Genomic DNA, 26,248 nt, shown 5'->3' with positions numbered 1-26,248 from the left:
CTTATGTTTACAGATACACCAATAATATACGTTGTTGCCGCATTGTTTTTAATGTACCTTATTGCTTATTTTGTAAGGTTTAGAAACAAAAATGTTGATGCTTTTGATAAAATGAAATTGTCAATGATTTTATTTGGCATTTACTCAGTTGTATTGTGGTTATGTTTACCAACAACGCCAGCTTTAGAAACGTTTGGTTACCCTGAAACAATAAGTGACATACAAAACAACAGTCAGGTTTTAAGACTTTTACAAGATTATAACAAAGCAATTGTACGCACAACAAATGTTTTACATTGGTTTTTATTTGGATTTATATTCTTTTTCATGACCAATATTTATCTGTACACTACACATCGCGAAAGCGAATTTAATTCTAAAAACAAACAATAACTAATTTACGTAACGTAATAATGAGCTTAAAATCTAAAGCAAACGTTGTTCGCAGAAAGCTAATGCATTCTTTAACCCATAACATTGGGAAAAAATCTGTTGGCGAAATGCAGAAAAAATCACATAACTTTAAAGTAAACCGCGTGTTAATTAGCCGCCCTAACCATCGTTTAGGCAATATGCTTTTAATAACACCGCTGGTTCAGGAAATAGCCAACACATTTCCCAACTGTACCATAGATCTATTTGTAAAAGGAAAAATAACGCCGATTATCTTTCAAAATTATCCGCAGGTTAAAAACATTATCGAACTTCCTAAAAAACCGTTGAAAGATCTTTCGGAATATTTAAAAGTTTGGTTTTCATTGAAACGTACAAAATACGATTTGGTTATTAATGTAGAAAAAGGCTCATCTTCGGGCAGAATATCAACAATAATTCCGTCGGCAGATTTTAAATTTTATGGCGATGATTTCGAAGAACTAAAAGACAAATACAACGATATTGAACATATTGCAAAATATCCAGTTTATAATTTTCGTCGATTTTTAGAAGTTTTAAATCAAAAACCTTTAGAAGGAAATGTTTCTGTTTTAGATTTAAAATTATCACCAACAGAATTAAATCAAGGCAAACAAGATTTATTAAAAGTAACTAAAAATGATTCTCGTAAAACCATTGCATTTTTTACGTTTGCAACAGGCGCAAAATGTTATTCGGTTGAATGGTGGAACGATTTTTACGAAAAATTCTATCCAAAATATTCAAAAGAATATAATTTGATTGAAATTTTACCGGTTGAAGATATTTCGCAGTTAGAACGAAAACTGCCCACTTATTACAGCAAAGACGTTCGTGAAATAGCATCGTTAATGGCAAATTGCGAATTGGTAGTTGCCGCAGATTCAGGAATGATGCACTTAAGCAGTGCTGCATTAACACCAACCATTGGTTTATTTTCTGTTACACGAACCGAAGTTTATGCACCATACGGCAATGGCAGTACGTTTGTAGATACCGAAAAACAGTCGCAAAATGATATTATTAAAGCCATAGATAAAATTTTACTAAACGATTAAATAAAACAAACCCTTTTTTGTTTAACAATTTAGTATATTTAACCCGTTGGGTGTAATTCAAAATAAATAAAAGATTAACCACATAGACGCATAGAATTATGACTAATTGGTAAAGATGGGATAGAAAATTATATTATTTTTCACATAGTTTGCTATGAAAAGTAAAACGTTTATCACAATCTTTTAAAAAAATAAAAAAAATCCATGTTTCTATGTGGTGGAAATAATTACACCCAAACGGATTACATTTAAAATAAAAAAATGAGATTAAAAGATTTATCCGACCAGTTAGGAATATCGTTAGAAAGCTTACAAAATTTCATATACGATTTTAATATAGATTTAGGTATCTGTATTGACGAACAGTTCAATGTAACCGAAAATTTTAAGCAGTTTACCTTAAAGAATATCGATTTTCTAAAAAAATATGCAGAAGATCATTCTAAAGAAAAAACATTGTCTGATATTGCCAAAGCGATAAATGAAAGCGAAGAAAAAGTTTTAAATTTCTTTGTATCAAACGGAATTCCCGAAGAAGCTGCCAAAAATATTAAAACCAACCTTTCCAGCTACCTGATACATTTGTACATTGGCGGCGAATATCCGTTTATAGACGAAGCTTTTCCTGAAACAGAAAATTACGCTGCAAAACGCTTGGTTGGTTACACCGATCTGTATTTCTATTTAAGCGATATGCTGGATCCGTTTATGAACAAGGATCAGTCAAAAACCTGGGGAATTTCAAAACCAACAGGGATTGTTTTATACGGTCCGCCGGGAAGTGGAAAAATTTTCTGGGCACGTAAAATGGCACAAATGATTGGTTATGAGTTCGTTCATGTTTATAAAGATTATTTGGCAGGAAATTTAAAAACAACCAAAAATTCGTTTACACATTTTTTGAATTCAAAAATGCAACATCCTAAAACCATGCTGTTTATTGATTCATTAGATGAATTGTTGAGTAAAAACGGTGAGCAGAATTTCTTTTCAGAAAATATTGAATTGATTAACACCATTTTACGTCACACTCAAAAAGATATTCATCAGGAATTATTAATGGTTGGGTCAGCAGAAATATTAAATTTGTTTAATGACGAAGTTTTGGCTCCGGGCAGATTTGATATGCAGATACCGATTTTTCCACCAAATTCAGATGAGCGTGCCCAACTAATAATTTATCATTTGGTTCAAAATTTGGCAGACGATTCACCACTTTTAAATATTCTTAAAAAGCATAATGCAATTTGTAAAACGTTTTGGGAACCAATTGCAAACGAAATGAGATTGTTTTCGAACACCATGGTAATCGATTTTACACAATCATTAAAAAAGCGATTATACGCACTATACAGAAAAGACGAAACTAAGAATATAGAACTAACCGAAAAAGTGCTAATCGCATCATTCAACGAAGCTAAAGCAAAACTAAATGCCGATTATATTAAGCGATGTGCCATATTTTTGGTTGAAGCAAAACAAAACGTTGGGCAAGATTTTCCTCACAGAATTTTAGAATTAGAAGCAGATTTAGAATCGTATCAAGCTAAAAAGCCACCAATTAACAAAATTGGCTTTAAACACGTTAATGAAGAAAAACCTGTTAAAGTTGACGAAGACTATGAATCAGACCCGTTAGATTTAATGATCTAAAAGAATATAATAAATCAATAATATTATCAAAACAACAATATTTCATTTTTTTTAGGCAATGTGAAACAAGTTTTATATTTTTGTAAATCTAAAAAACATATAATTCAATGAATTTACACGAATTTCAAGGAAAACAGATACTTTCTAGTTATGGTGTACGTGTTCAACGCGGTCATGTAGCTAATACAGCAGAAGAAGCAGTAACAGTAGCAAAACAATTAACCGAAGAAACAGGTACAGGTTGGCATGTAATTAAAGCTCAAATTCATGCAGGTGGTCGTGGTAAAGGCGGCGGTGTTAAATTAGCTAAAAATTTAGATCAAGTTAGCGAAATCGCTGGTCAAATTATTGGTATGGATTTAATTACTCCACAAACTCCACCAACTGGTAAAAGAGTAAACAAAGTATTAATTGCTGAAGACGTTTACTATCCTGGAGACGGTGAAATTTCAGAATTTTATATGTCTGTATTGTTAAACAGAGCAACAGGAAGAAACATGATTATGTATTCTACCGAAGGTGGAATGGATATTGAGGAAGTTGCAGAACATACACCACACTTAATCTTTACAGAAGAAATTGATCCATCTGTTGGTTTACAAGGTTTCCAAGCACGTAAAATTGCTTTTAACTTAGGTTTATCAGGTGGTGCGTTCAAAGAAATGGTTAAGTTTGTTGATTCATTATACAACGCTTATGTTGGCTGTGATGCTTCAATGTTTGAAATTAATCCGGTTTTAAAAACATCTGACGATAAAATTATTGCAGTTGATGCTAAAGTAACTTTAGACGATAACGCATTATACCGTCATGCAGATTATGCTGAAATGCGTGATGAATCAGAAGAGCGTCCAATCGAAGTTGAAGCTAAAGCAGCAGGTTTAAACTATGTTGATTTAGATGGAACTGTAGGTTGTATGGTTAACGGTGCAGGTTTGGCAATGGCTACTATGGATTTAATTAAGTATGCAGGTTTTGAACCAGCTAACTTCTTAGACGTAGGTGGTACTGCAGATGCAAAACGTGTTGAAATCGCTTTCCGTATCATTTTAAAAGATCCAAACGTAAAAGCAATCTTAATCAATATTTTTGGTGGAATCGTTCGTTGCGACCGTGTAGCTCAAGGTATTGTTGATGCTTACAAAAACATGGGTGACGAAATTAAAGTGCCTATCATTGTACGTTTACAAGGAACTAACGCAGATTTAGCTAAACAAATTATCGACGAATCTGGTATGCCAATTTTATCGGCTATCGAATTCCAAGAAGCATCAGATCGCGTTAAAGAAGCATTATCTTAAAACAGATAATTTTTCCAATAAATATATATAAGCCCGATATTTTTATCGGGCTTATTTTTTGTGCTAATTTTAATAGGCAGTTATCTCAAGTTTTCGTCAGTTCGAGCCTGTCGAGAACTTATCTTTTAAAAGCTTCTCGATACGCTTCACTTTGTTACGCTACTCGAAGTGACGGCATATCCAAAAATAAATAGTTTAAATATTTGTGATACAAAATTTCAGATAGTCAATAAAAACAATTGTTGTACAAAAATGATTTTTTATTTTTGACAAAAAAGATTAATATAGACCAAAGTGGCTAATAAAGAGTAGTTTACAAGAACCGGAAGTGCTATCGGTAACGATTTAGTAATGGTGCTTACTGCACTCGCTTTCATCTGATTACCTTGTAAATCATTGAAGCAAATTTAATAAATAAAGGGTAAAGTCTTATTGTACTTAGCCCTTTTTTTGTTTTTACCTTTTCAATTTATATACTTCCTTTAAAAAAATCTTTCCCAATATGGGGGAAACTGTGAGATTGGTTTCAATATTAATTCCAAATTTTGGCATAACAACAACTGTCGCAACTCCGAAACAAGTAGTGATGCCCTCTAAAAGACTATGCTATGGAAATCGTGTTGAGTAAAATATTATCAGAAATTAGACATCAAGAAGACAAGTTATCTTCTCAAATGATGCAAACTGCGGATGAGGCTTACCAAATGACTTTATTCCTAAAGGAGATGTTGTGTACCATAAAGACCAACGTCTTACAAGATGGGTTTAAAGACGAACACCGTGAGATTGACTTTTTCAAGAATATTAAACCGCAAATATTAGGGAAGCTCATTTACTATAACAAAGTATTCCGTATAGAAACTACCTGCCCTGTCAGCAATGGCAAAATACATCAAAGCTATTATGAGAACCAATTAAAAGCCCTCAAATCAGAATATAAGGAAAGCATTTGCAATGAGGATTTTTACAGATACTACCGTGCTGACAGAACAGACCGTGACCATATTTATTTCAGGCTCGGACAAATCAATTACCACGATGGGTTAAAGAGTGGCGTGTTTGAAATCGACCTAAGTTTCTCCACATACTTTGATAACAAAATAGCCCACATTATAGCGAATGAATTACTTTACACCTATATGCTTACTAAAATTAACCCCGAAAAAAACCCTGATACCATTTTAATGAGCGGGGATACAAACAAGGATATTTCTTGGACAAATTCTCAAAATGCACTTATTGAACTGATATACGCCCTATATGCTTCAAATTCTATTACCTATGGAAAAATAAATATTCGAAAATTAGCTTTGATTTTTCAGGTGCTATTCCAAACACCCTTGAACGATATACATCATTCTTTCCACCGGATGAAAACAAGGGCAGGTTCCCGAACGGCGTTTTTAGACCAACTCAAAATTTCCCTCGAAGAGTATATGGATAAAGACCTTTAGCTAAAGGTTAGCCAGTAAATGCAAAGCAGTACACAAAATGTACTGCTTTTTGTTTGCCCATATCTGCCAATTGGCAAATGTTGGTAAAAGGCTACCACAAAATATCCCAACCCTACTAAAACCCTTATTAAACAAGGGTTTTTCTCATTGCAAAAATTTTCAAAAAAGTGCCAAACCAATGGGTAAGTATTGGCAGACAAACACTACCACACTTCTGAATTTTGTCCTGTGAACATTAAACAGCAGTGCAATGAATATTATAACAGTTGACGAAGAAGTGTGGAAGCACCTCAATGAAAGGTTGAAAGCCATTAGCGAATATATCCTCAAACTGAAAGATACAAGCTACGATAGTTTGTGGCTCAACAACCACGAAGTCTGCCAGTATCTCCACATCAGCGAAAAAACATTGTGGCGTATGCGCACCAACGGGCAGATTGCTTTTTCAAAAATGTACGGGCAGTATTTCTATACGATTGGTGCGATTAAGGAAATGCTCAATGCCAACGCCGTGCAGACCACCGATGAATATGTGGAGCAGCTTATGGCGAAAGGCAAAAGCTATATCGAGAAAGGCAGAAAACTGAAATCAGGTAATCATTAAAAGCGTACCCTTATGAATATCGACAAAATGGAATTTGTGGCGTGGATGGAACGCATAATGGACAGGCTTGACATTCTCGGCAACCACATAGACGACTTACAAAAGAAGCGCAACAGCATAGACGGCGAGGAATTACTGGATAATCAGGATTTATTGCAAATGCTGAAAATAAGTAATCGTTCCCTGCAACGGTATCGCTCCATAGGCAAGCTCCCTTATTATACCATTAGCGGGAAATTGTATTACAAACTGTCCGATGTGCATCAGTTCATTAGGGAAAGTTTTAACCCACCCTTGCCCAAACTGGATGCCAATAAATGACAAACACTGCCTTTGAGTGCCACATAGCGCAAATCAGTGAAGGCTTCCTTTACATTCGACCGTGAGTTTTTAAAATTTTCAGACTATGAGCGAAGAAACAACAAATAAACAGGAAATGCCCGAACAGCTTTCGGACATATTACTCGTACTGGATAAAGAAAAAATGAAAATCCAGGCGGTAAAGAGTATAGACGAAAACGGAAAAATGGAAACCGTGGAACCCACCAAGAAAAACCAAAACCAGTTTATGCGTGTGGACAAAAGCGGCGATTTCTTTTCCAACTTCTTTTCCAATTTTTTCAGCCAGTTAAAGAACCCTACAAACTTTACTTTCTTCAAAGTGCCTGCCCCTGTTGCTGCTGAAAAAGCAGAGGAACTGCAAAAGCACGTAGATAATCCCACACCGGAAGGCGAAAAAGTGCTGAAAGAACACGAAGTGAAAGCAGAACCCCAACCGGATAAAAAACAAGAAAATCAAAATAATATGGCAACAGCACAAACAACAACGGAAACAAGCGAATACCGCTACAAGCCGGAGCAGATTGATTGGGACACAATGAAAAACCTCGGATTAAGCAAAGAATATCTTGAAAAAAGAAACCTGCTCGACCCTTTGTTACGAGGTTACAAAACCAATGAACTGTTACCGATAGGTATTAACCTCGGTGGTTCTATCCTCCGCACGGATGCGCGGCTGTCTTTACAGCAAGGCGAAGACGGCAATGTTATCGTGGCAATACACGGTATCAAAAGAGAACCTAACCTGCACTTTGAGTTTTTCGGTCACAAGTTTACGGATGAAGACAAGAAAAACCTGCTCGAAACGGGCAATATGGGACGTGTGGTCAATCTCGTAAATTCCAAAACAGGCGACCTGATGCCGTCCATTATCAGTATTGACAGGCTGACAAATGATGTGATTGCACTACGCACGGAGTTCATAAAAATTCCCGATGAAATTAAGGGTATAAAACTGAATGAGGAACAAAAGCAAACGCTAATGGAGGGCAAACCACTCTATTTAGAGGGTATGATTTCCTCGAAAGGAACGGAGTTTTCGGCAACGGTACAATTCAATGCTGACAAAAGATACGTTGAGTTCCTGTTTGACAGAAGCAATAACAATCAGCAAGCGCAAACGAACCAACAGAACACCCAACAAAGCCAACCACAGGAAGCCCCGAAAACATTCCGTGGTAAAGAACTAACCGATGAGCAACATAAGGATTTCAAAGCAGGTCAAACTATCTACATTGATGGATTAAAAGATAAAAAAGGGCAACCTTATCAGGGCTATATCACTTTCAATAAGGATACAGGAAAGACCAATTTTGAGTTTCCTAACCACTATAAGGAAAGGGTAAAACCCACCGAAGCCCATAAAACACAGACTGCTGTCAATTCAGAGGGCAAAACCAACGAAGCAACCAAGAACGTCCAAGAGCCTTTAAAGTCCGGGCAGCAAAGACCGAAAAATGAAAAGCAGCAGGAACAACAGGACAATAAGCCTGCAAAATCCAAAGGCAGAAAAATGTAATACAGTATGAAAACAATTATTGCAGAAAAACCAAGCGTAGCAAGGGAAATAGCCGGCTTGTTGGGAGCATCCGATAAAAAGGACGGCTACCTGACAGGTAACGGCTATTTTGTTACGTGGGCATTCGGTCATTTAATAGGACTGGGAATGCCCGACGACTACGGCATTTCGGGATTTGATAAAGCATCCCTGCCGATATTGCCCAACCCTTTTTTATTGACCGTCCGCAAGGTCAAAAAAGACAAAGAGTACACTGCCGATACTGGCGCATTAAAGCAACTGAAAGTCATTGAGCAGCTTTTTAATAAGAGCAACAGCATTATTGTTGCTACCGATGCAGGTCGTGAGGGCGAACTCATTTTCAGGTACATTTATGAATACCTGAAATGCAACAAGCCTTTTGAACGCCTTTGGATAAGTTCGCTGACCGAAAAGGCAATAAAGCAGGGTTTCGACAACCTGAAAGACGGGGCAGCATTTGACGGATTGTACCAGGCAGCGCAAGGCAGAAGCCGTGCTGACTGGCTTGTGGGCATCAATGCTACACAGGCATTGAGCATTGCCGCAGGCAACGGTATCTATTCGCTCGGAAGAGTACAAACGCCCACACTGGCTTTGATATGTAAACGCTACCTCGACAATAAGAATTTCACGGTAAAGAAATACTGGCAGATACAATTATCGCACAATAAAGCACAGGTTGATTTCAAAAGTATTTCCGCTACCAAATGGGACGAAAAGCAACTTGCTGATGATACCCTTAAAGCTATTCAGCGTGGCGCAACGGCAACCGTTACCTCGGTAGAATACAAAAGCGTTACAGAACAAGCGCCCTTGCTTTTCGACCTGACAGGCTTACAAAAAGAAGCCAACAAAAGGCTGAAATTATCTGCTGAAGCAACGCTAAATATCGCACAAAGCCTGTACGAAAAGAAATTTATCACGTACCCACGTACCGGAAGCAAATATATTCCTGAAGATTTGTGAGCGGAAATTCCCAACCTCGTGCGGGCATTGCATAACCGTGAGGATTGCAAGCAAGCCCTTACCAAAATCAAATGGGGACGGTTCAACAAACGTTTCGTGAATGACCTCCGTGTAACGGACCATCACGGTTTGTTGATTACGGATAAAGTGCCGTCCGTACTCAATGCAGACGAAAACAAGATTTACAATATGATTGCGCTTCGATTGCTCGAAGCCATATCACAAGCCTGTGTTAAGGAAATAACCAATGTATCATTACAGGTGTTGCATTACGACTTTACCGCAAAAGGCTGTAAAATTCAGGAAGCAGGTTGGCGTTCCATTAAAGGAAGTTTTACCGATGACGGCGAAGAGCCAGTGCAGGAACTACCCGAACTGCATAAAGGCGACGAACTTGCCATAAAGGAAGCCGCCGTTTTGGAAAAGCAGACCAAACCGCCAGTGCTTTACACTGAAGCCGGACTTTTGTCGGCTATGGAAACCGCAGGAAAAGAAATTGAGAATGAGGAAGAGCGCAAAGCCCTCAAACATATTGGTATCGGAACGCCTGCAACAAGAGCCGCCATTATCGAAACCCTGTTTACCCGCAATTATATCAAACGTGATAAACGTTCCTTAATCCCTACGGAGAAAGGATTGCAGGTGTATGGGCTTGTCAAAGACCGGAAAATTGCGGATGTAGCAATGACCGCCGAATGGGAATTGGCATTACAGAAAATCGAAAATAATGAAGCGGATGCCGGAACGTTCCAAAAGGAAATGGAAACCTATGCCAAGTCTATTACTGATGAATTGCTGCAAACTTCTATTGCAAGCACCAACCAACCCAAGCTGACCTGCCCGAAATGCAAAAGTCAGCAGCTTATTATCCGTGACAAGATTGTGAAATGCCCTGATGAGGCTTGTAACTGGGTACAGTTCCGCACCGTCTGCGGTGTACAAATCAGTATCGAAAACATAACAAGCCTTGTCAATAAAGGCAAAACCTCTCTTATCAAAGGAATGACAAGCAAAGCTGGAAAGAAATTCGATGCTTACATCATTCTGAAAGAGAATGCGGAAAGTTCTTTTGAGTTTGAGAAAAACAAAAGCAGTAAACGCAATGGAAAATAAACCGTCAATCATACCCAAAGAAATCAGAAACCTGATTTATACTATCCGGGGCAAACAGGTAATGTTGGATAGCGACCTCGCTGCCTTATATCAGGTAGAAACAAAGAACCTGAACAAAGCCGTAAAAAGAAATATTGAGCGTTTTCCAGTATCATTCTGTTTTCAACTGACCGAAGAGGAAATTGAAAACTTGAGGTTCCAAATTGGAACCTCAAGTTTAAACTACGGCGGCAGACGTTATTTGCCCTATGTTTTTACCGAACAGGGCGTTGCAATGGCATCTGCCATACTCCGTTCTGATATAGCCGTTAAAATGAGTGTGGAAATAATGGAAGCCTTTGTAGAAATGCGACGTATGCTTATCAGCAATGCTTCTTTATTTCATCGAATGGATAATATCGAATTAAAGCAACTGGAAGCCGACCAAAAATTTGAAGAGATTTTTAAGGCTTTGGAAAGCGACAAGCTGTACAGCGAGAAAGGTATTTTCTACAACGGGCAGGTATTTGATGCCTACGCCTTTGTTTCCGATATTATCCGAAGTGCCAAAAGCTCAATTATCTTGCTTGATAATTATGTGGATGATACGGTGCTTACTTTGTTGGGTAAGCGTAAGACTACTGTAACCGCTACAATTCTTACCAAAAGCATCAGTAATCAGCTACGATTAGATTTACAACGCTACAATAGCCAATATCCACCGATTGAAATTGAGATTTTCTCCGATGCCCACGACCGTTTTTTGATTATTGACCATTCAGAACTCTACCATATCGGGGCATCGCTCAAAGACCTGGGCAAAAAATGGTTTGCCTTTTCAAGAATGGATATTGAACTTGGTAGAGTTTTGCAGATTTTAAACAAGTAAAAAAATCCCCTCCGATATTTCGGAGGGGAATGGTGCATAATCCTTAATAATTTAGTGACAGCCCTATACCCAAGCCCATATCACTATCATAGTGTGTACGAATACCTATATTCTTATTGATGATATACTTCAAGTCTGCCATATATTCCATATCGGTATTGACCATAAAACCAGCTCTTAATCTTTTTGAAATTGGTATATCTTCTCGCATTAAAGACAGGCGAACGATACCATCGTGATATACTTCTGCCTGAAAATTGACTAACATTGGCAAGGTGTACATAAAACCTAAACTAAAGGCTCTACGTGTATCTTTTTCGTTTTTCTGCCCGAATAAATTGGTTTCGTGTTCATCTATTCCCATTTTACGGTAACGCCAGTCAAAGCCTATAAATGGCATAAACCACTGCATTTTTCCGATGTATCTTCCTAAATGTGTTTCTACTTCGTAACCGTGCATATCATTGTAACCTAAACGCCATTCTGTGCCTAAACTCCATCTTGCATTTTGAAACATTGCCTCGCCATCATTACCATTGGTTGCAAAATCGTTCTGTGCCATAAAATGTGGCATATTGCTCTCTCTCTGTAATTTATTGTATGCTTGTTTTTTGTTGGGTAAGTTTGGATTTTTATAGTCATCCACAGCAAAAACCCTGTTCATCCCCGACATCATATGATATAGGATATGGCAGTGGAAAAACCAATCTCCTTCTTCGTTTGCCAAAAATTCAATGGTATCTGTTTCCATTGGCATTATATCTAACACATTTTTTAGTGGTGATTTTTCGCCTTTTCCATTAATTACTCTAAAGTCGAAACCGTGCAGGTGCATTGGGTGTCGCATCATTGAGTTATTGTAAATGGTGATGCGTAAAATTTCTCCTTTCTTTACAGGGATTTTATCAACTTCTGAAAGAATTTTGTTATCCATACTCCACACATAGCGGTTCATATTTCCGGTAAGTGTAAATTTTAGTTCTTTTACGGGTGCATCTTTGGGAAGTGAAGTATTGTAGGGCGATTGCAACATTGCATAGTTTAGGGTTTTAATTTCTCCTAAAGCATTTGCATTGTAACGATTGGGGTCGTTATCCATATTCATATTGTGTTGGCTATGGTCTTGCTTTTGATTGGCTTCCCCTGTAATTTCGGGATACATTACCACGTTCATATCCATTTGGTTCAGGCTCATTTTCATTCCCATATCGTCCAAATCACCATTCATCTTCATCATATCGTTCATCATCTTCATCCCTTCAAAATATTTTAATTTGGGCAGTGGGGAAATTAATTGTTTGATACCATTACCTAAAAAATAACTGGCTGATTGTGTTCTGTCTTCGGTTGTGGCTAAAAATTCATAAGAGACACCTTCTTCGGGGATTGTTACAACGACATCGTATGTTTCAGAAACTCCTATAATTAACCTATCTACTTCAACAGGTTCTACATCGTTACCATCATTGGCTACTACGGTAATTTTACCTCCGGCATACCGTAACCAAAAGTAAGAGGATGCGCCACCATTTGAAACTCTTAACCTTACTTTATCACCTGCTTTTAGTATTTTGCCGTCAACGGTTTTTAAATCGGTAGTATGATTTCCGTTAATTAATATTTTGTCATAATACACATCGCTTACGTCCATTGCCAACATACGTTTCCATTCGTTGGTCAATTTGGTTTTAAAATGCCCCTCCCTGATGGCTTCCGCATAGGATTGTGTAGCGTTCTTTTTAATCGCCGCCCAATCGTTGGCGTTGTGCAACATCCGGTTAATGTTGTTGGGATTATAATTCGTCCATTCACTTAAAATGATGGGTACGGTAGGCAAATCATCAATTCCCTTTCTAAAGGTTTTGTCGTCTTCCCGCTTTTTCATTACAAAACTGCCATACATTCCAATCTGCTCCTGCAAACCTGAATGGGAATGATACCAGTGCGTTCCGTGTTGGATAATTGGAAAACGATAGGTGTATGTTGCTCCGGCTTCAATAGGTTTCTGTGTAAGCCAGGGCACACCGTCCTCTTTGTTGGGCAAAAATACGCCGTGCCAATGCAGTGATGTACTTTCTTTTAACTGGTTATGCACTACAATCTCGGCAGTGTCGCCCTCTGTAAATGTGAGCGTGGGCATCGGTATCTGACCGTTTACTGCAATAGCCCTTTTTTCTTTTCCTGCGTAGTTTACAAGCGTATCTTTTACATACAGCTCATACCGAACTACTTTTTGTGCGAAAAGGGATTGCGAACATAACAGTATAAATACTGCTTGCAGCAACCTTATTTTACTATTTATGGGTATATTCATTTTGATATTTTTTTTTGAAACTCATTCCTGTTCTTTTAGCCAATTGATTAATGTTTTGATTTGCTCATTATTCAATTTTGCATTTTTGTGCATCAGTGTATATGAGGACAGAGGCATTTGCTTCGTTTCTATTTGTTCTTTAATTGAGTTTAGTAATCTTTCCTGCTTTCTATTTGAGTATGTACCCCATTCATTGAAATTCAAATCTTCTTTTGCATTTTTGATATGGGTTCCTACCAATGTTCTTGCAGGCTGTACATAGTCGTACCAAACATAATTGGTATTGTTGCTATGACAATCGTAGCAAGACGTTTGAAACATCGCTTTTATTTCAATAGGCATTTTATAGACTTGTGTAAAATCGGTTGTGTAAACCTGCCCTTTATCTACATTAAGGGCAGGCTGATAAAATTGGATTGCAATAAAAATAAACAGCACTGTTGCTAAAATTATCTTTAATACTTTCTTCATTCTAAAATTCTTTTTTTACAGAACCGCAGGTAAGCATCTTACTACCATAGTAAGGATTTTTGATTGTCTTTGCTTCACTAATCCAAATAGCACCTTTGCCATCATTGTACATCGGGCAATAATCTTGATACAATTTTTGGGTAGTTCCGAACAATGCTATAAGGTCGGAAACATCTTTGCTTAATGATGCTAAATGCTCTCTTTGGTGGTCTATCTTTCCGGCATTGTCGCCAATATGTTCTGCATTCTCTTTTGCATCATCCGCTATATCCATATATTGTTTATGCTTATTTGCTGGTATGGATTTCATATCTACATTTTTCAAGGTGCTGAACAACTGTTTGCCTGCACTGGCTGCTGCTTTGTTATTATCTGCAACAAGTGCGTTTTTTAAAGCAAGATAATCCTTAACAATAGGTGCAATAGAGAAGTTTTGCGACTGTTCTTTTATATCTGATTTTTCTGCCGCTTTAGCTAATGTATCAACTGGAGCAGTAGAAGTTGCCGTATCATTTTGTGTTGATGATGGCACATTTTGAGCTTCAGACACCACCGTACTGTCATTGGCTTTTTGGTCGCTGTTTTTATTGGAAGACTGATTGCAGGAAACGGTTATTGCTACAACCGTAACCAGTGCGATGATGGGGAAAAAAATATTTTTCATTTTAATGCTATTTAATGTTGTTAAAGAAATTTTTGTGATTTACTTGTTTTCAAATTCTTTCAGCTTTCGCTTCATAAATTCGATTTCCTTTGTCTGTGTTTCAAGTATGTTTTTTTGCAACTTTATGAGTTCGGGGTCGGTTAGTTTTGCTTTTTCAGACATCAGCACTGCCGCTGCGTGGTGCGGTATCATTCCTTTCACAAATTGTTTGTCGCCCACATTTATTTGCTCCCTAATTCCAAACCAAGAGAAGATGCCAATTGCAAGGGAAAATGCAATGATTGCCCAGTTGATTTTTTTGTTTTGATACATTCCTTTCATTATCCATAATTCAATAACCAACATTGCCGAAACCATCAGCAGTGTCATATACAAATTATTGATGTTCGGGGTAAGATTATCCAATCTGTCAATCATAGCATACATAAGAAAGTACATCGCTGCGAACATCGCAACAGCCATTACTGCAAACCTTTTGTACATTGCTAAAGAATGGTTGGCGTTATGCGCCTCATTTGCTGTGTGGTGATGCATATCGTGCTTGTTTTCTATATTTCCCATAACAGAAGAATTTATTTATTATTAATTGTTTCTTGTACACTACCACAGGTTAGCATTTGAGAACCGTAATAAGGATTTTTAACCGCTTCTTCCTTGCTTAACCAATTTGCGCCTTTCCCGTTATTGTACATAGGGCAATGCTGATAATAAACAGGTGTTTCCTTTTTTGATGCCTTAGCCAGTTCGTACATATTTTTAGAAAGCAAAGCGAAAGTTTCTCTTTGTTTTGCAACATCTTTGGAAGCAGCAATTTTTTCTGCATTTGCGGTTAAATCCTTCATTACCTTCATCCAAACGGTATGCTCCTCGGTAGAAAGTTTTGCCATTTCTATAGCTTTGATAGCTTTTACCAATTCAACCGCTTTTATAGATGAAGTATCAGCATCAGTTTTTACCAAAGCATCTTTAACTGAAAAATAGTTGTCGAATACGACTTTCAGTTGTGGTGCATTTTGGTCATCGGCAGTTTTTGTTGTTGCCATTTCGTTGTGGTTATGGTTGGTGTGTTCGCTTTTCATATCCATACCCGCATCATTAGATTTTGCGACTGGCTTTAATTCTCTGTCGTATTGGCAACATCCCGGCAGCTTTGCATACACATCATCCGGTGCTAAAAACTTTTCGCTGTCGTAACCTGCCAAAGCGATACGTTTCAATATTTCATCCTGATTGGTCTTATCGCTGTCATAAGTGAGCGTAGCCATTTTAGTGTCTTTATTCCATTCCACACTGGCTACCTTGTTCACATTGCCTGCTTTTTCGATAGTGGCTTTACACATACCGCAATTGCCGTAAATTTTTACGGTTTCTGTTTTCGCATTTTTGATTTGTGCGAAACTGTTTATTGATGATAGTAATACGCCGATTACCATCACTATTTTTGATAATGATTTCATTTTGAAAATTTTAATTTAATAAGATATACAAAAGGGGGTGCGAAAACTGGATTGGGTTTTCGACAAGACATACCTGTGGCTGTCAAGCAACAGATTTAGCTTATTTTAGGCGGTAGCCAAATGGAGAAAAAGCCTGAAGAATAATAGGCTTGTTTGAAACCGAATTTTTGCTTTTTTGCTTCTGCAAACAGATTTTTTGCTTTCAATTCGATTACAACAGGTACACTTAAAGAAGTTGTTGAAGCACCGCATCTGCAAGAACTGTGTTTGCAATTGCCTCCGCAGTCGTGACCATCCTTACATTTTTTACAGGACTTGTCCTTGCAACTGTTTTTGTGCTGCGATTTTTCAGATTTTTTTTTTGAGCAGGATTTTTGTTCCGTCTTAGTTGTTTTTTTGGCGCAGGCATAGCTTATGCTCGGCATAAGGAAAAATCCCAAACACAGTATGAGAACAAAGCTGATATGTTTACCCAAATTTTTCAACACTACAAAGTTACAAATAAGATTATCTTTTTTTGATGGCTTTTCCTCTTTTTTTGGTGTTTGATACCAAATGTTTAATAAAGCCGCATTTTTTTTCCATTTTTAAAGATATAATGCCCTTTTTATCAGGTCAGGTTGCTAAAAAGGGCATTATAAATTCAATATATTAAGCGTTTAAAGGTTCGATTTTAAAGCCTGCTTTTTGTACTGTTTCAATTACCTGGTCTTCGGTAATACCCTCTGATTTTATTGTAAGTACCTTGTCTTTATTGGCGGTGTCAACTTCCCAATGGCAGATGCCCTCTGCATTGTCCAAATGCGGCTTTACAGATGCTATACAACCGCCACAATTGATGTTCGTCTTAAATTGAAATTCTTTATTTTCCATTGTCTTAAATTTTGATTGTTGTTTGATACCACAAATTTCAGCACTATACCGTTCTGTATTGTTGTGGAATTTCTTATTTGATTTGTGATATTTAATGTTTTACTTTTTCCACTTCAACCGCAGGCTGTTAGTTACCACGCTCACGCTGCTCAATGCCATTGCTGCACCTGCAATCATCGGGTTCAGCAGGAAGCCATTTATCGGGAATAAGATACCTGCCGCAATAGGAATGCCGATTAAATTATAGATGAATGCCCAAAACAGATTTTGCTTAATAGTTGCTACGGTCTGTTTTGAAAGTTTTATTGCCTGTGGTATTTTGGTAAGGTCTGATGAAATAATGGTCATCTTGGCAACGTCCATTGCAATGTCGGAACCTTTGCCCATTGCAATACTTACATCGGCTGTTGCCAAAGCTGTGCTGTCATTAATACCGTCGCCAACCATTGCCACTACTTTGCCTTTGCTTTGAAGTTCCTTTACAAAATCGGCTTTGTGCTGTGGCAATACCTCTGCCTTGTAATGCCCGATGCCAGTTTGCTTTGCAATGGCTTTTGCAGTGGCTTCATTATCGCCCGTAAGCATATACAATTCTATGCCCATATCCTGCATTTGCCGGATGGCTTCGACCGATGTTTCTTTGATTTTATCAGAAATGACGATAACGGAAAGCGCCTGTTTGCTGTCGGCAAACCAAATAACTGTTTTGGATTGTTTTCCCCATTCATCCGCTTGCTTTTGCAGTTGCTCCGCAATGGTAATGTTGTTTTCTGCCAATAGCTTTTTATTGCCTACAAAATAGGTCTCGTTGTTGTGATTGGCTTTTGCACCTTTTCCTGTAATACTATCGAACAGTGATAAAGTAGTGGTTTGTACACCGTCTAAATGTTTCACTACCGCTTCTGCCAATGGGTGTTCGGATTGCTTTTCGATGCTTAATAAAATATCTTTCGTTGCATCATCATTGTTTAGCCATTCGATACCTGTTACCTCTGGTCTACCCTCTGTTATCGTTCCTGTTTTATCTAAAATAATGGTATCAACTTTTTTGGCTAATTCCAAACTTTCGGCATCCTTTATCAGAATACCGTTTTCAGCACCTTTGCCAACGCCAACCATTATAGCGGTAGGCGTAGCCAATCCCAAAGCACAAGGGCAGGCAATAACCAATACCGTAACAGCCGCTAACAATCCCTGCACTATGCCATTGTTGCCGCCTAAAATAAACCATAGGATAAATGTGAGAATAGCAATCCCTATAACAACGGGAACAAAAATTCCTGCAATCTTATCTACCAACTTTTGTACTGGTGCTTTACTGCCTTGCGCATCCTGAACCATTTTGATGATATGGGCAAGCATTGTTTCCTTTCCGACTTTAACCGCTTTGAATTGGAAACTTCCTTTTTGGTTAATCGTTCCCGCAAATACTTTTTCGTTTTCTTTTTTCTGTACAGGTACAGGCTCGCCACTCAACATACTTTCATCAACGTAGGAACTGCCCGAAGTAACCATACCGTCCACCGCAATCTTTTCGCCCGGCTTTACAAGAATAACATCGCCTGCGTTTACCTCTTCAATAGCGGTTTGTTTTTCGGTTCCATTCGCTTGTATAACAATAACGGTCTTGGGTTGTAAGCCCATCAGTTTTTTAATGGCTGAAGAGGTATTGCCTTTGGCTTTTTCTTCCAATAGTTTCCCTAACAGGATAAATGCGACAATTACGGCTGCTGCTTCAAAATATACGTGGGCGTGTAGTCCTCTCTGATGCCAAAAATCTGCAAACAACATATTGAATACGCTGAACAGATAAGCGATACCTGTACTCAATGCTACCAGTGTATCCATATTGGCTGAACGATGTTTTGTCTGCTTCCAGGCATTGATGAAAAAATCCCTGCCTAACCACAATACAACAGGAGTAGAGAACAGCCACATTATAGGAGTTGCATAGGGCATATCCATAAAGAACATTGCTATCAATACAACAGGCAATGACAGCGCAATAGCCCATACGGTTTTAGTCTTTAGCTTTTGGAACTTTTCAGCGTGGATAATTTCTAATGTTTCCTGCTGCTTATTTTCTTCTTCTACCAGTAAATCGTAACCTATGGACTGTATCGCCTTTTGCAGTTTGGTGGCATCGGTCATATTGAGTAGGTATTCCACGGTAAGACTTCCCGTAGCAAAGTTTACGGATGCTTCTATAACGCCCTCCTGATGCTTTACAATACTTTCTACACTGCCTGCACAGGATGCGCAGGTCATTCCCAATACAGGGAATGTATGTTTTACAGTAGAAACGCCGTAACCTAAATCTTTGATTGCTTTTACCGCTGCGCCTATCGCTGCGCTGTTATCTACCGTGATAGCTGCCCTGCGGTTGTTTAGCTCTACTTTGTGGGTTTCGATGCCTTTGACCTGTGCCAATCCTTTTTCAACGATTAACGCACAATGTTCGCTTTCTACATCTTCTAAGGGAAGATAAATAGTTTCTTTATTATTCGTTGCCATATTTGCCTGATTTAATTAACAGTACAAAATTGGCTATTATATGGGTGGGTGCTATTGTGAAATTTTGGAATTTATGTGTAAGATTTACAAACTATCCAATGGCTTCCTTTTATCTTCTTTTATCTGTTTGAAATAGCTCGGTGTCAGCCCTGTAACTTTTTTGAACTGGTTGCTTAGGTAGGACACACTCGAATAGTTTAAACGAAAGGCAATTTCACTCAAAGAAAGCTCATCATATACCAATAGCTCTTTTACCTTTTCTACTTTTTGGGCAATAAAGTATTTTTCAATGGTAGTACCCTCTACCTCCGAAAAGAGATTGGATAAATAATTATAATCGTGGTGCAGTTGACTACTTAGCACATCCGAAAGATTGGTTTTGGCGTGGTTGTCCTGATGATGCACAAGGTCAATAATTATATTTTTTATCTTTTCAATTATGCGGCTTTTTTTATCGTCAATAAGTTCAAAGCCTAATGGAATTAAAACCTTATCTACATTATTTTTTTCTTCGGATGTAATCTCTTTATCCAATACTACCTCTCCAAGTTTGATTTTTTTTACGTTAAGACCTAACTTATCCAATTCATTTTGCACCACCATAATACAGCGGTTGCAAACCATATTTTTAATAAAGAGTGTACTCATATATACCTTTTTACGACCTTAACAAAGGTACAAATTAATCTTTGGCATCATACCATTCTACGCCAAATCCCGCCTTTCAAAGCCAAACCCTGCCACTTCTGCAAAGGGGCTTATGTACTGCTATAATTTTAGGATTTAAGTAAAATTCTAAACAAAATAAGTATGGATGTACAGCAAAAAGACCTGTCGTATTTCAGATTACGACTGCAAGAATTATTAAACAGCAGCTTTCCTGAAAAGGCGCACGACCAAAAATTTATTGACCAACGGTCTTCGTGGGCTGCCAATGCTTATGAGGGTGCTTTCCGTTCGGGAAACGCCATTGAGCAATGCGACGAAATAGCCAACTACATACTTTTTGAGGGCTTGCACTTCTCCAAGTTCAACACGGTTTTCAAAGTGGTATGCAATGAGTTTGATGCCATAATGGCAGACGAGGAGCTGCGACCGTTCGCCCTTAAAATGTTCCCCGTTTGTGAGCCTGTTTTCGCAGGATATGAATTAACCGATGATTTCGCCAACGGAAATGAGTTTGATGTACTCTATACCGAACTGACCGGAACCATCTCAATATGGATTGAGGAAAATGGGCTTCAGTAAGCGGTTCCATCTCCAACAGAATATTGATGCCCTACGAATTGTTTTTAAACTGGAAAAGGAGAAACGGCAAGCCACCGTAGGCGAAAGACTGCTAATGATGCGATACAGCGGATTTGGCGGTCTTAAATTCGTTCTGAACCCCGTAGAAAACGAAATAGACATCAATCATTGGAGAAAAACAGAACACGACCTTTTTCCACTCACGCAGGAACTCCACCAACTACTCAAAGAAAATTCCGAAGACGATAAGCAATACCGGAGGTATGTGGACAGTATGAAAAGTTCCGTACTGACGGCTTTTTATACCCCACCAAAAGTTATAGATGCCATTTCATCTGCCTTGCGGGATAATGGTCTGCACATTGATAAATTCCTCGAACCCTCCGCAGGTATCGGTTCATTCATCCAATCCTTTTCGGAAAATCAGAAAGCCAGTGTTACCGCTTATGAAAAGGACTTGCTTACAGGCAAGATTTTAAAGCAGCTTTACCCCGAAAGCAATATCCGTATAAACGGCTTTGAGGAAATCCCCGAAAGGGAACAAAACAGCTATGATGTAGTTGCCAGTAATATTCCGTTCGGCGATACTTCCGTCTTTGATTTATCCTATTCCCGAAGTAAGGACAGTGCAAAAGTACAGGCAGCCCGAAGCATACACAATTACTTTTTCCTGAAAGGTGCTGATATGCTTCGTGATGGTGGTTTGCTGGCTTACATTACTTCACAGGGCATTTTGAATAGTCCTAAGAACGAACCGATACGCAGGGCGTTAATGCAGGATAATAATTTGGTTTCGGTTGTAAGATTGCCCAACAACCTGTTTGCCGAATATGCAGGTACGGAAGTGGGCAGCGACCTGATTATCCTGCAAAAAAATACAGCAAAACAAAATCTGACCGACAGGGAAGATCTGTTTTGCCAAAGCAAGCCATCCGAATACAATACTCCGGGCAATGCGCTCTTTCAGGATAGTACAAGAATTGTCCATACCAACCAAAAATTAGATACCGACCCATACGGGCAACCTGCCTTAATCTATACGCATAAAGACGGTGTTGAGGGCATTGCCAAAGATTTGAAGCAAATGCTTTCTGAAGATTTTGGAAAGCACCTGAATTTGAGTTTATACAAGGGCGAACAGAACGACGAGCCTGTTATACAAATTCCTATTGAACCAAAAGTTACACCTCCGGTCATAGACCCTGTAATCATTCAGCAAAAGCCGCAACCTGTACCTACTCCGGTAGTCCGTCAGGAAAGCCCGCAGGAATTAAAGCAACTAAGCATTTTTGACTTGTTTGAAAGTGCGGGTGAACCTGTAATGGTTCTTGCTCCACCTAAAAGAACTACCCAAGCCAAAAGGCAAAGCACTAAAAAAAGAAGAGGTACAATAGGTCGTCAGCCCGACCTGTTCAGCAGTGCAAGGCAGCAGCCCTATACACCGCTAAAATCCAATGGTGATATTAACGGAACCGACCAGGTTAACGGCAAAAAACAGGAAGCTATCAGCGACCTGTTTTCACAAATAAACGGAAATGGCCAGTCTGATAAGACAGCCATTACCGCTATCAATATTAATGCTATTCCTGAACCTGCCCCGTATAGTGGCGAACTGCAATCATTCCACCGTAACGATTGTCTTGTGGTGGATAATGGTTGGGTGGGTTATCTCCAAGAGGTAGAAAAGGAAGATGCAAAAGCAATCTTTCATCCATTGCAATTACCATCGGCACAGAAAGCAAGAGCCGAAGCCTACATAGCTGTAAGGGACAGTTATATTAACCTGTACCAAAAAGAAGCCGAAAGGCAGACCGAACACAAGCAAGAACGGGAAACACTGAACCTCCTGTACGATGGCTTTGTCAAAAAATATGGCAATCTCAATGCTGCCGACAATGCCAAACTGATAAAGACGGACAGCGCAGGTAAAGAAATTCCTTATCTGGAGCGTATCATTGGCGGCATAATTCACAAAGCGGATATTTTCAGCCGTCCTGTTAGTTTTTCTACCACCACGTTAGCAACCGATAATCCCGAAGAGGCTTTAGCCGCCTCACTGAACAAATACGGAAATGTGGATTTGGACTTTATGTCCGAAATCAGCAGCCTGCCTGCCGATACCCTGAAAGAAGCCCTGCACGGGCGGTTGTTCTATAATCCATTACAACAGGAATACGAAATAGCCGAACGTTGGATTGCAGGCAACGTGGTTGATAAAGCCGATGAAGTAAGAGCCTATCTCGAAAACAATCCTGATGATACCGAAGCCAAAGAAAGCCTTACCGCTTTAGAGGAAGCCCGACCAAAACGTATTGAGTTTGAGGAACTGGATTTTAACCTCGGCGAACGGTGGATACCTACCGGAATTTATGCCCGTTTCGCCTCGCACCTGTTTGATGCGGATGTACTGGTTCACTATTCGGAAAGCTCCGACGACTTTTCCGTAAAGTGTCATCAGGGCAATATGCACATTTGGGAAAAACATGCCGTCAAAGCGGAAAGCCGCACGTTCGACGGTATTGCCCTGCTCAAACACGCCCTTGTCAATACCACGCCTGATATTACCAAAAAGGTAATGGTTGGCGACCAAGAGGTCAAAGTACGGGATATGGAAGCCATACAAATGGCGAACACCAAGATTGATGAAATCCGTACCGCCTTTACCGACTGGCTACACGCACAGAACGTTGAGTTTAAAAATCGCCTAACAGACCAGTACAACGATACCTTTAACTGTTTCGTTCGCCCGAACTATGACGGAAGCCATCAGGAATTTCCGGGATTAGACCGCAAGGGAGCAGGCATTGAAGACCTGTATTCAAGCCAAAAGGACACCGTTTGGATGATAAAGCTGAACAACGGTGCTATCTGCGACCACGAAGTAGGTGCAGGAAAAACGCTCATAATGTGTACCGCAGCGCAGGAAATAAAGCGTTTGGGATTAGCTCATAAACCGATGATAATCGGGCTGAAAGCGAATATACCTGCCATTGCAGAAGATTACCGTAAAGCCTATCCACACGCTAAAATACTTTATCCAGGTATTGATGATTTTACGCCAAAGAAACGCCTGTGCATTTTCGGGGATATTAAAAATAACGATTGGGATTGTGTGATACTCACACACGACCAGTTCGGAATGATACCGCAATCGCCCGAAATACAAAAGGAAATCCTCGAAATAGAATTAGACAGCGTAGAGCGTAACCTTGATGCGCTGAAATCGCAGGGCAAAGAAGTGACAAGAGGAATGCTCGCCGGAGTAATCAAGCGGAAAGAAAATCTTGAAGTAAAGCTGAAAACGCTGCAACACGATATTGAAAACCGCAAAGATGATATTGTGGACTTTAAGATGATGGGCATAGACCATTTGTTTGTGGACGAAAGCCACCAGTTTAAAAATCTGATGTTCAATACCCGCCATACACGGGTAGCCGGACTGGGCAACGTGGACGGTAGTCAAAAGGCACTGAACCTACTTTTTGCAATCCGCACCATTCAGGAGCGTACCAATGCGGATATGGGTGCAACCTTTCTTTCGGGTACAACTATCAGCAATTCATTAACGGAGCTATACCTGCTGTTTAAATACTTGCGCCCCCGTGCATTGGAAAAGCAGGGCATCCATTCATTTGATGCGTGGGCAGCTATCTATGCAAGGAAAACGACCGATTATGAATTTTCGGTAGCTAACAATATTGTCGCCAAAGAGCGTTTCCGCTATTTTATCAAAGTGCCGGAACTGGCACAGTTCTATTCTGAAATCACGGATTACAGAACGGCAAAGGATATTGGTATTGACCGCCCCAACAAGAACGAGGTATTGTACAATATACCGCCAACGCCTGACCAGGAAGATTTTATCCTAAACCTGATGCAGTTTGCCAAAACGGGCGATGCTACTTTACTCGGAAGAGAACCGTTATCACAAAGGGAAGAAAAAGCAAAGATGCTTATTGCTACGGATTACGCCCGTAAGATGTCGCTCGATATGCGTATGGTAAGCGGTATATACGAAGACCATCCCGACAACAAGGCTTCGCATTGTGCGGCAAACATAGCCAAGTATTACAGCCAGTTCAACGCACAGAAAGGAACGCAGTTCGTTTTCTCGGATTTGGGAACCTACAAGCCGGGCGAATGGAACGTGTACTCCGAAATCAAACGCAAACTCGTGGAAGACCACGGCATACCTGCCCACGAAGTAAGGTTTATTCAGGAAGCAAAAAATGATAAGCAACGTAAAGACCTTATTAATGGGATGAACGAGGGTAAAATCCGTGTGCTGTTCGGTTCTACGAGTATGCTCGGAACTGGCGTGAACGCACAGAAAAGAGCCGTTGCCGTTCATCATTTAGATACACCGTGGCGACCGTCAGACCTTGCCCAACGTGATGGCAGGGCTGTAAGAAAAGGCAATGAGATTGCCAAATTCTTTGCCGGTAATAAAGTGGCTGTGATTATCTATGCCGTTGAAAAATCTTTGGATAGTTATAAGTTCAATCTGCTGTATAATAAGCAACTTTTCATAGACCAGTTAAAGACCAACAATCTGACCAAAAGAACGATTGACGAGGGAAGTATGGACGAAAAATCGGGAATGAACTTTTCGGAATATGTGGCAATCCTGTCAGGAAATACAGACCTGTTGGATAAAGCCAAACTGGAAAAACAGATTGCCGGACTGGAAAGCGAAAAGCAGGCGTTCAACCGTTCTAAATCCAGTGCTAAATTTAAGGTACAGGATTATACAGAAATGTTGCAAAGCACTCAATCCCGTTTGAACCGGATGAGTACAGACTGGGAAAATTTACAGCAACGCCTACAAAAGCATTCGGACGGTACAATCGCAAATCCTGTGCTGTTGGATGGCTTGCCCCCCAATGCAAATCCGAAACAAATCGGTGCGAAGCTGAACGAGATTGCGGACAAAGCCCGCACCACAGGTCAGTATGAAGAGATAGGCAGTTTGTATGGTTTTACGCTGTTGGTTAAAACTGAAATGTCGGAAAAAGAGGGGGTAGATATTCGAGTAAACCGCTTTTTGGTACAGGGCGAAGGAAATATAAAATACACCTACAATAACGGCTTAATGGCAAAAGACCCCGAAACTGCTGCAATGAATTTTCTAAGAGCTTTGGAAAAGCTGCCGGGCTTTGTGAAGCAGGAACAGGAGAAAGTTGCTGAAATACAAAAAGACCTGCCCATACTTCAGGAAGTGGTTAACGGTACTTGGTCTAAGGAAAGCCGATTGAGTGAGCTTAAAACGGAACTGGCTGCCGTAGAAAGAAAGATACAGCTATCTATTACACCGGAAACCAAAGAAGAGCAACAAATAACAAAAAAAACGGAAAATATAGCACGGAAGAAAGGTATTCACTTACCTCGTGCATAATG

Annotated in this window: 20 protein-coding genes and 1 pseudogene; 12 read left to right on the top strand and 9 right to left on the bottom strand. The window is 39.4% G+C overall.

Annotated features, from left to right (window positions below; genetic code table 11):
• Positions 1-3 precede the first annotated feature (3 nt).
• The 10 genes and pseudogenes from EG242_RS00645 (at position 4) to EG242_RS00600 (ending at position 11,310) form a co-directional block, all read left to right on the top strand.
• Positions 4-393 (top strand): hypothetical protein, encoded by a 390-nt coding sequence (locus tag EG242_RS00645; protein ID WP_124897990.1) that lies wholly within the window; start codon positions 4-6, stop codon positions 391-393.
• A gap of 20 nt (positions 394-413) precedes the next feature.
• Entirely contained in the window at positions 414-1,472 is a 1,059-nt protein-coding gene (locus tag EG242_RS00640) for a glycosyltransferase family 9 protein (protein WP_124897989.1), read from the top strand.
• Positions 1,473-1,733: 261 nt separating this feature from the next.
• Positions 1,734-3,125, top strand: coding sequence for an AAA family ATPase (locus EG242_RS00635; RefSeq protein WP_124897988.1), 1,392 nt, complete (start codon positions 1,734-1,736; stop codon positions 3,123-3,125).
• A 107-nt stretch (positions 3,126-3,232) separates the two neighbouring features.
• Positions 3,233-4,426, top strand: a complete 1,194-nt coding sequence (gene sucC, locus EG242_RS00630) for an ADP-forming succinate--CoA ligase subunit beta (RefSeq protein ID WP_124897987.1) — start codon at positions 3,233-3,235, stop codon at positions 4,424-4,426.
• Between the two features lie 608 nt (positions 4,427-5,034).
• Positions 5,035-5,880, top strand: a complete 846-nt coding sequence (locus EG242_RS00625) for an RteC domain-containing protein (RefSeq protein WP_124897986.1) — start codon at positions 5,035-5,037, stop codon at positions 5,878-5,880.
• A gap of 250 nt (positions 5,881-6,130) precedes the next feature.
• On the top strand, positions 6,131-6,484 hold the full coding sequence (locus EG242_RS00620) for a helix-turn-helix domain-containing protein (RefSeq protein WP_124897985.1): 354 nt from the start codon (positions 6,131-6,133) through the stop codon (positions 6,482-6,484).
• Between the two features lie 12 nt (positions 6,485-6,496).
• Positions 6,497-6,805: a helix-turn-helix domain-containing protein gene (locus tag EG242_RS00615; protein WP_002978404.1), complete on the top strand. Its 309-nt coding sequence runs from the start codon at positions 6,497-6,499 to the stop codon at positions 6,803-6,805.
• Between the two features lie 85 nt (positions 6,806-6,890).
• Complete coding sequence (locus EG242_RS00610; protein WP_124897984.1) at positions 6,891-8,342, top strand: DUF3945 domain-containing protein; 1,452 nt, start codon at positions 6,891-6,893, stop codon at positions 8,340-8,342.
• Between the two features lie 6 nt (positions 8,343-8,348).
• Positions 8,349-10,442: pseudogene (locus EG242_RS00605) on the top strand (DNA topoisomerase 3).
• A complete protein-coding gene (locus EG242_RS00600) occupies positions 10,432-11,310 on the top strand; it encodes an ORF6N domain-containing protein (protein ID WP_124897983.1) in 879 nt (292 codons plus the stop codon). Before EG242_RS00605 ends, EG242_RS00600 begins: the two are co-directional and overlap by 11 nt.
• A 43-nt stretch (positions 11,311-11,353) precedes the next feature.
• Here EG242_RS00600 and EG242_RS00595 read toward each other — a convergent pair whose 3' ends face one another.
• The 9 genes from EG242_RS00595 to EG242_RS00555 form a co-directional block, all read right to left on the bottom strand.
• Entirely contained in the window at positions 11,354-13,624 is a 2,271-nt protein-coding gene (locus EG242_RS00595; RefSeq protein ID WP_124897982.1) for a multicopper oxidase family protein, read from the bottom strand.
• A gap of 21 nt (positions 13,625-13,645) precedes the next feature.
• Positions 13,646-14,095, bottom strand: coding sequence for a heme-binding domain-containing protein (locus EG242_RS00590; protein WP_013632651.1), 450 nt, complete (start codon positions 14,093-14,095; stop codon positions 13,646-13,648).
• A gap of 1 nt (position 14,096) precedes the next feature.
• A complete protein-coding gene (locus EG242_RS00585; RefSeq protein WP_124897981.1) occupies positions 14,097-14,759 on the bottom strand; it encodes a DUF3347 domain-containing protein in 663 nt (220 codons plus the stop codon).
• A 39-nt stretch (positions 14,760-14,798) separates the two neighbouring features.
• Positions 14,799-15,320, bottom strand: a complete 522-nt coding sequence (locus EG242_RS00580) for a DUF305 domain-containing protein (protein ID WP_124897980.1) — start codon at positions 15,318-15,320, stop codon at positions 14,799-14,801.
• Between the two features lie 11 nt (positions 15,321-15,331).
• Complete coding sequence (locus EG242_RS00575) at positions 15,332-16,216, bottom strand: DUF3347 domain-containing protein (RefSeq protein WP_124897979.1); 885 nt, start codon at positions 16,214-16,216, stop codon at positions 15,332-15,334.
• A gap of 95 nt (positions 16,217-16,311) precedes the next feature.
• Positions 16,312-16,692 (bottom strand): hypothetical protein, encoded by a 381-nt coding sequence (locus EG242_RS14805; RefSeq protein ID WP_158608836.1) that lies wholly within the window; start codon positions 16,690-16,692, stop codon positions 16,312-16,314.
• A gap of 175 nt (positions 16,693-16,867) precedes the next feature.
• The gene (locus tag EG242_RS00565) at positions 16,868-17,089 is read right to left on the bottom strand and encodes a heavy-metal-associated domain-containing protein (protein WP_002978428.1); all 222 of its coding nucleotides are present in this window, start codon (positions 17,087-17,089) and stop codon (positions 16,868-16,870) included.
• A gap of 99 nt (positions 17,090-17,188) precedes the next feature.
• Positions 17,189-19,603, bottom strand: a complete 2,415-nt coding sequence (locus EG242_RS00560; RefSeq protein ID WP_124897978.1) for a heavy metal translocating P-type ATPase — start codon at positions 19,601-19,603, stop codon at positions 17,189-17,191.
• Positions 19,604-19,687: 84 nt separating this feature from the next.
• Entirely contained in the window at positions 19,688-20,251 is a 564-nt protein-coding gene (locus EG242_RS00555; RefSeq protein WP_002978432.1) for a helix-turn-helix domain-containing protein, read from the bottom strand.
• Between the two features lie 162 nt (positions 20,252-20,413).
• Between EG242_RS00555 and EG242_RS00550 the strand changes: the two genes are divergently transcribed.
• Together EG242_RS00550 and EG242_RS00545 are read left to right on the top strand one after the other, a co-directional pair.
• Positions 20,414-20,851: a DUF1896 domain-containing protein gene (locus EG242_RS00550; RefSeq protein WP_002978435.1), complete on the top strand. Its 438-nt coding sequence runs from the start codon at positions 20,414-20,416 to the stop codon at positions 20,849-20,851.
• Entirely contained in the window at positions 20,838-26,246 is a 5,409-nt protein-coding gene (locus EG242_RS00545; RefSeq protein WP_124897977.1) for an N-6 DNA methylase, read from the top strand. Before EG242_RS00550 ends, EG242_RS00545 begins: the two co-directional genes overlap by 14 nt.
• Positions 26,247-26,248 lie beyond the last annotated feature (2 nt).

Origin of the sequence: Paenimyroides viscosum, assembly GCF_003858535.1 — a bacterium.
Lineage (GTDB): Bacteria > Bacteroidota > Bacteroidia > Flavobacteriales > Flavobacteriaceae > Flavobacterium > Flavobacterium viscosum.
This window is presented reverse-complemented; position numbering and strand designations above follow the sequence as displayed.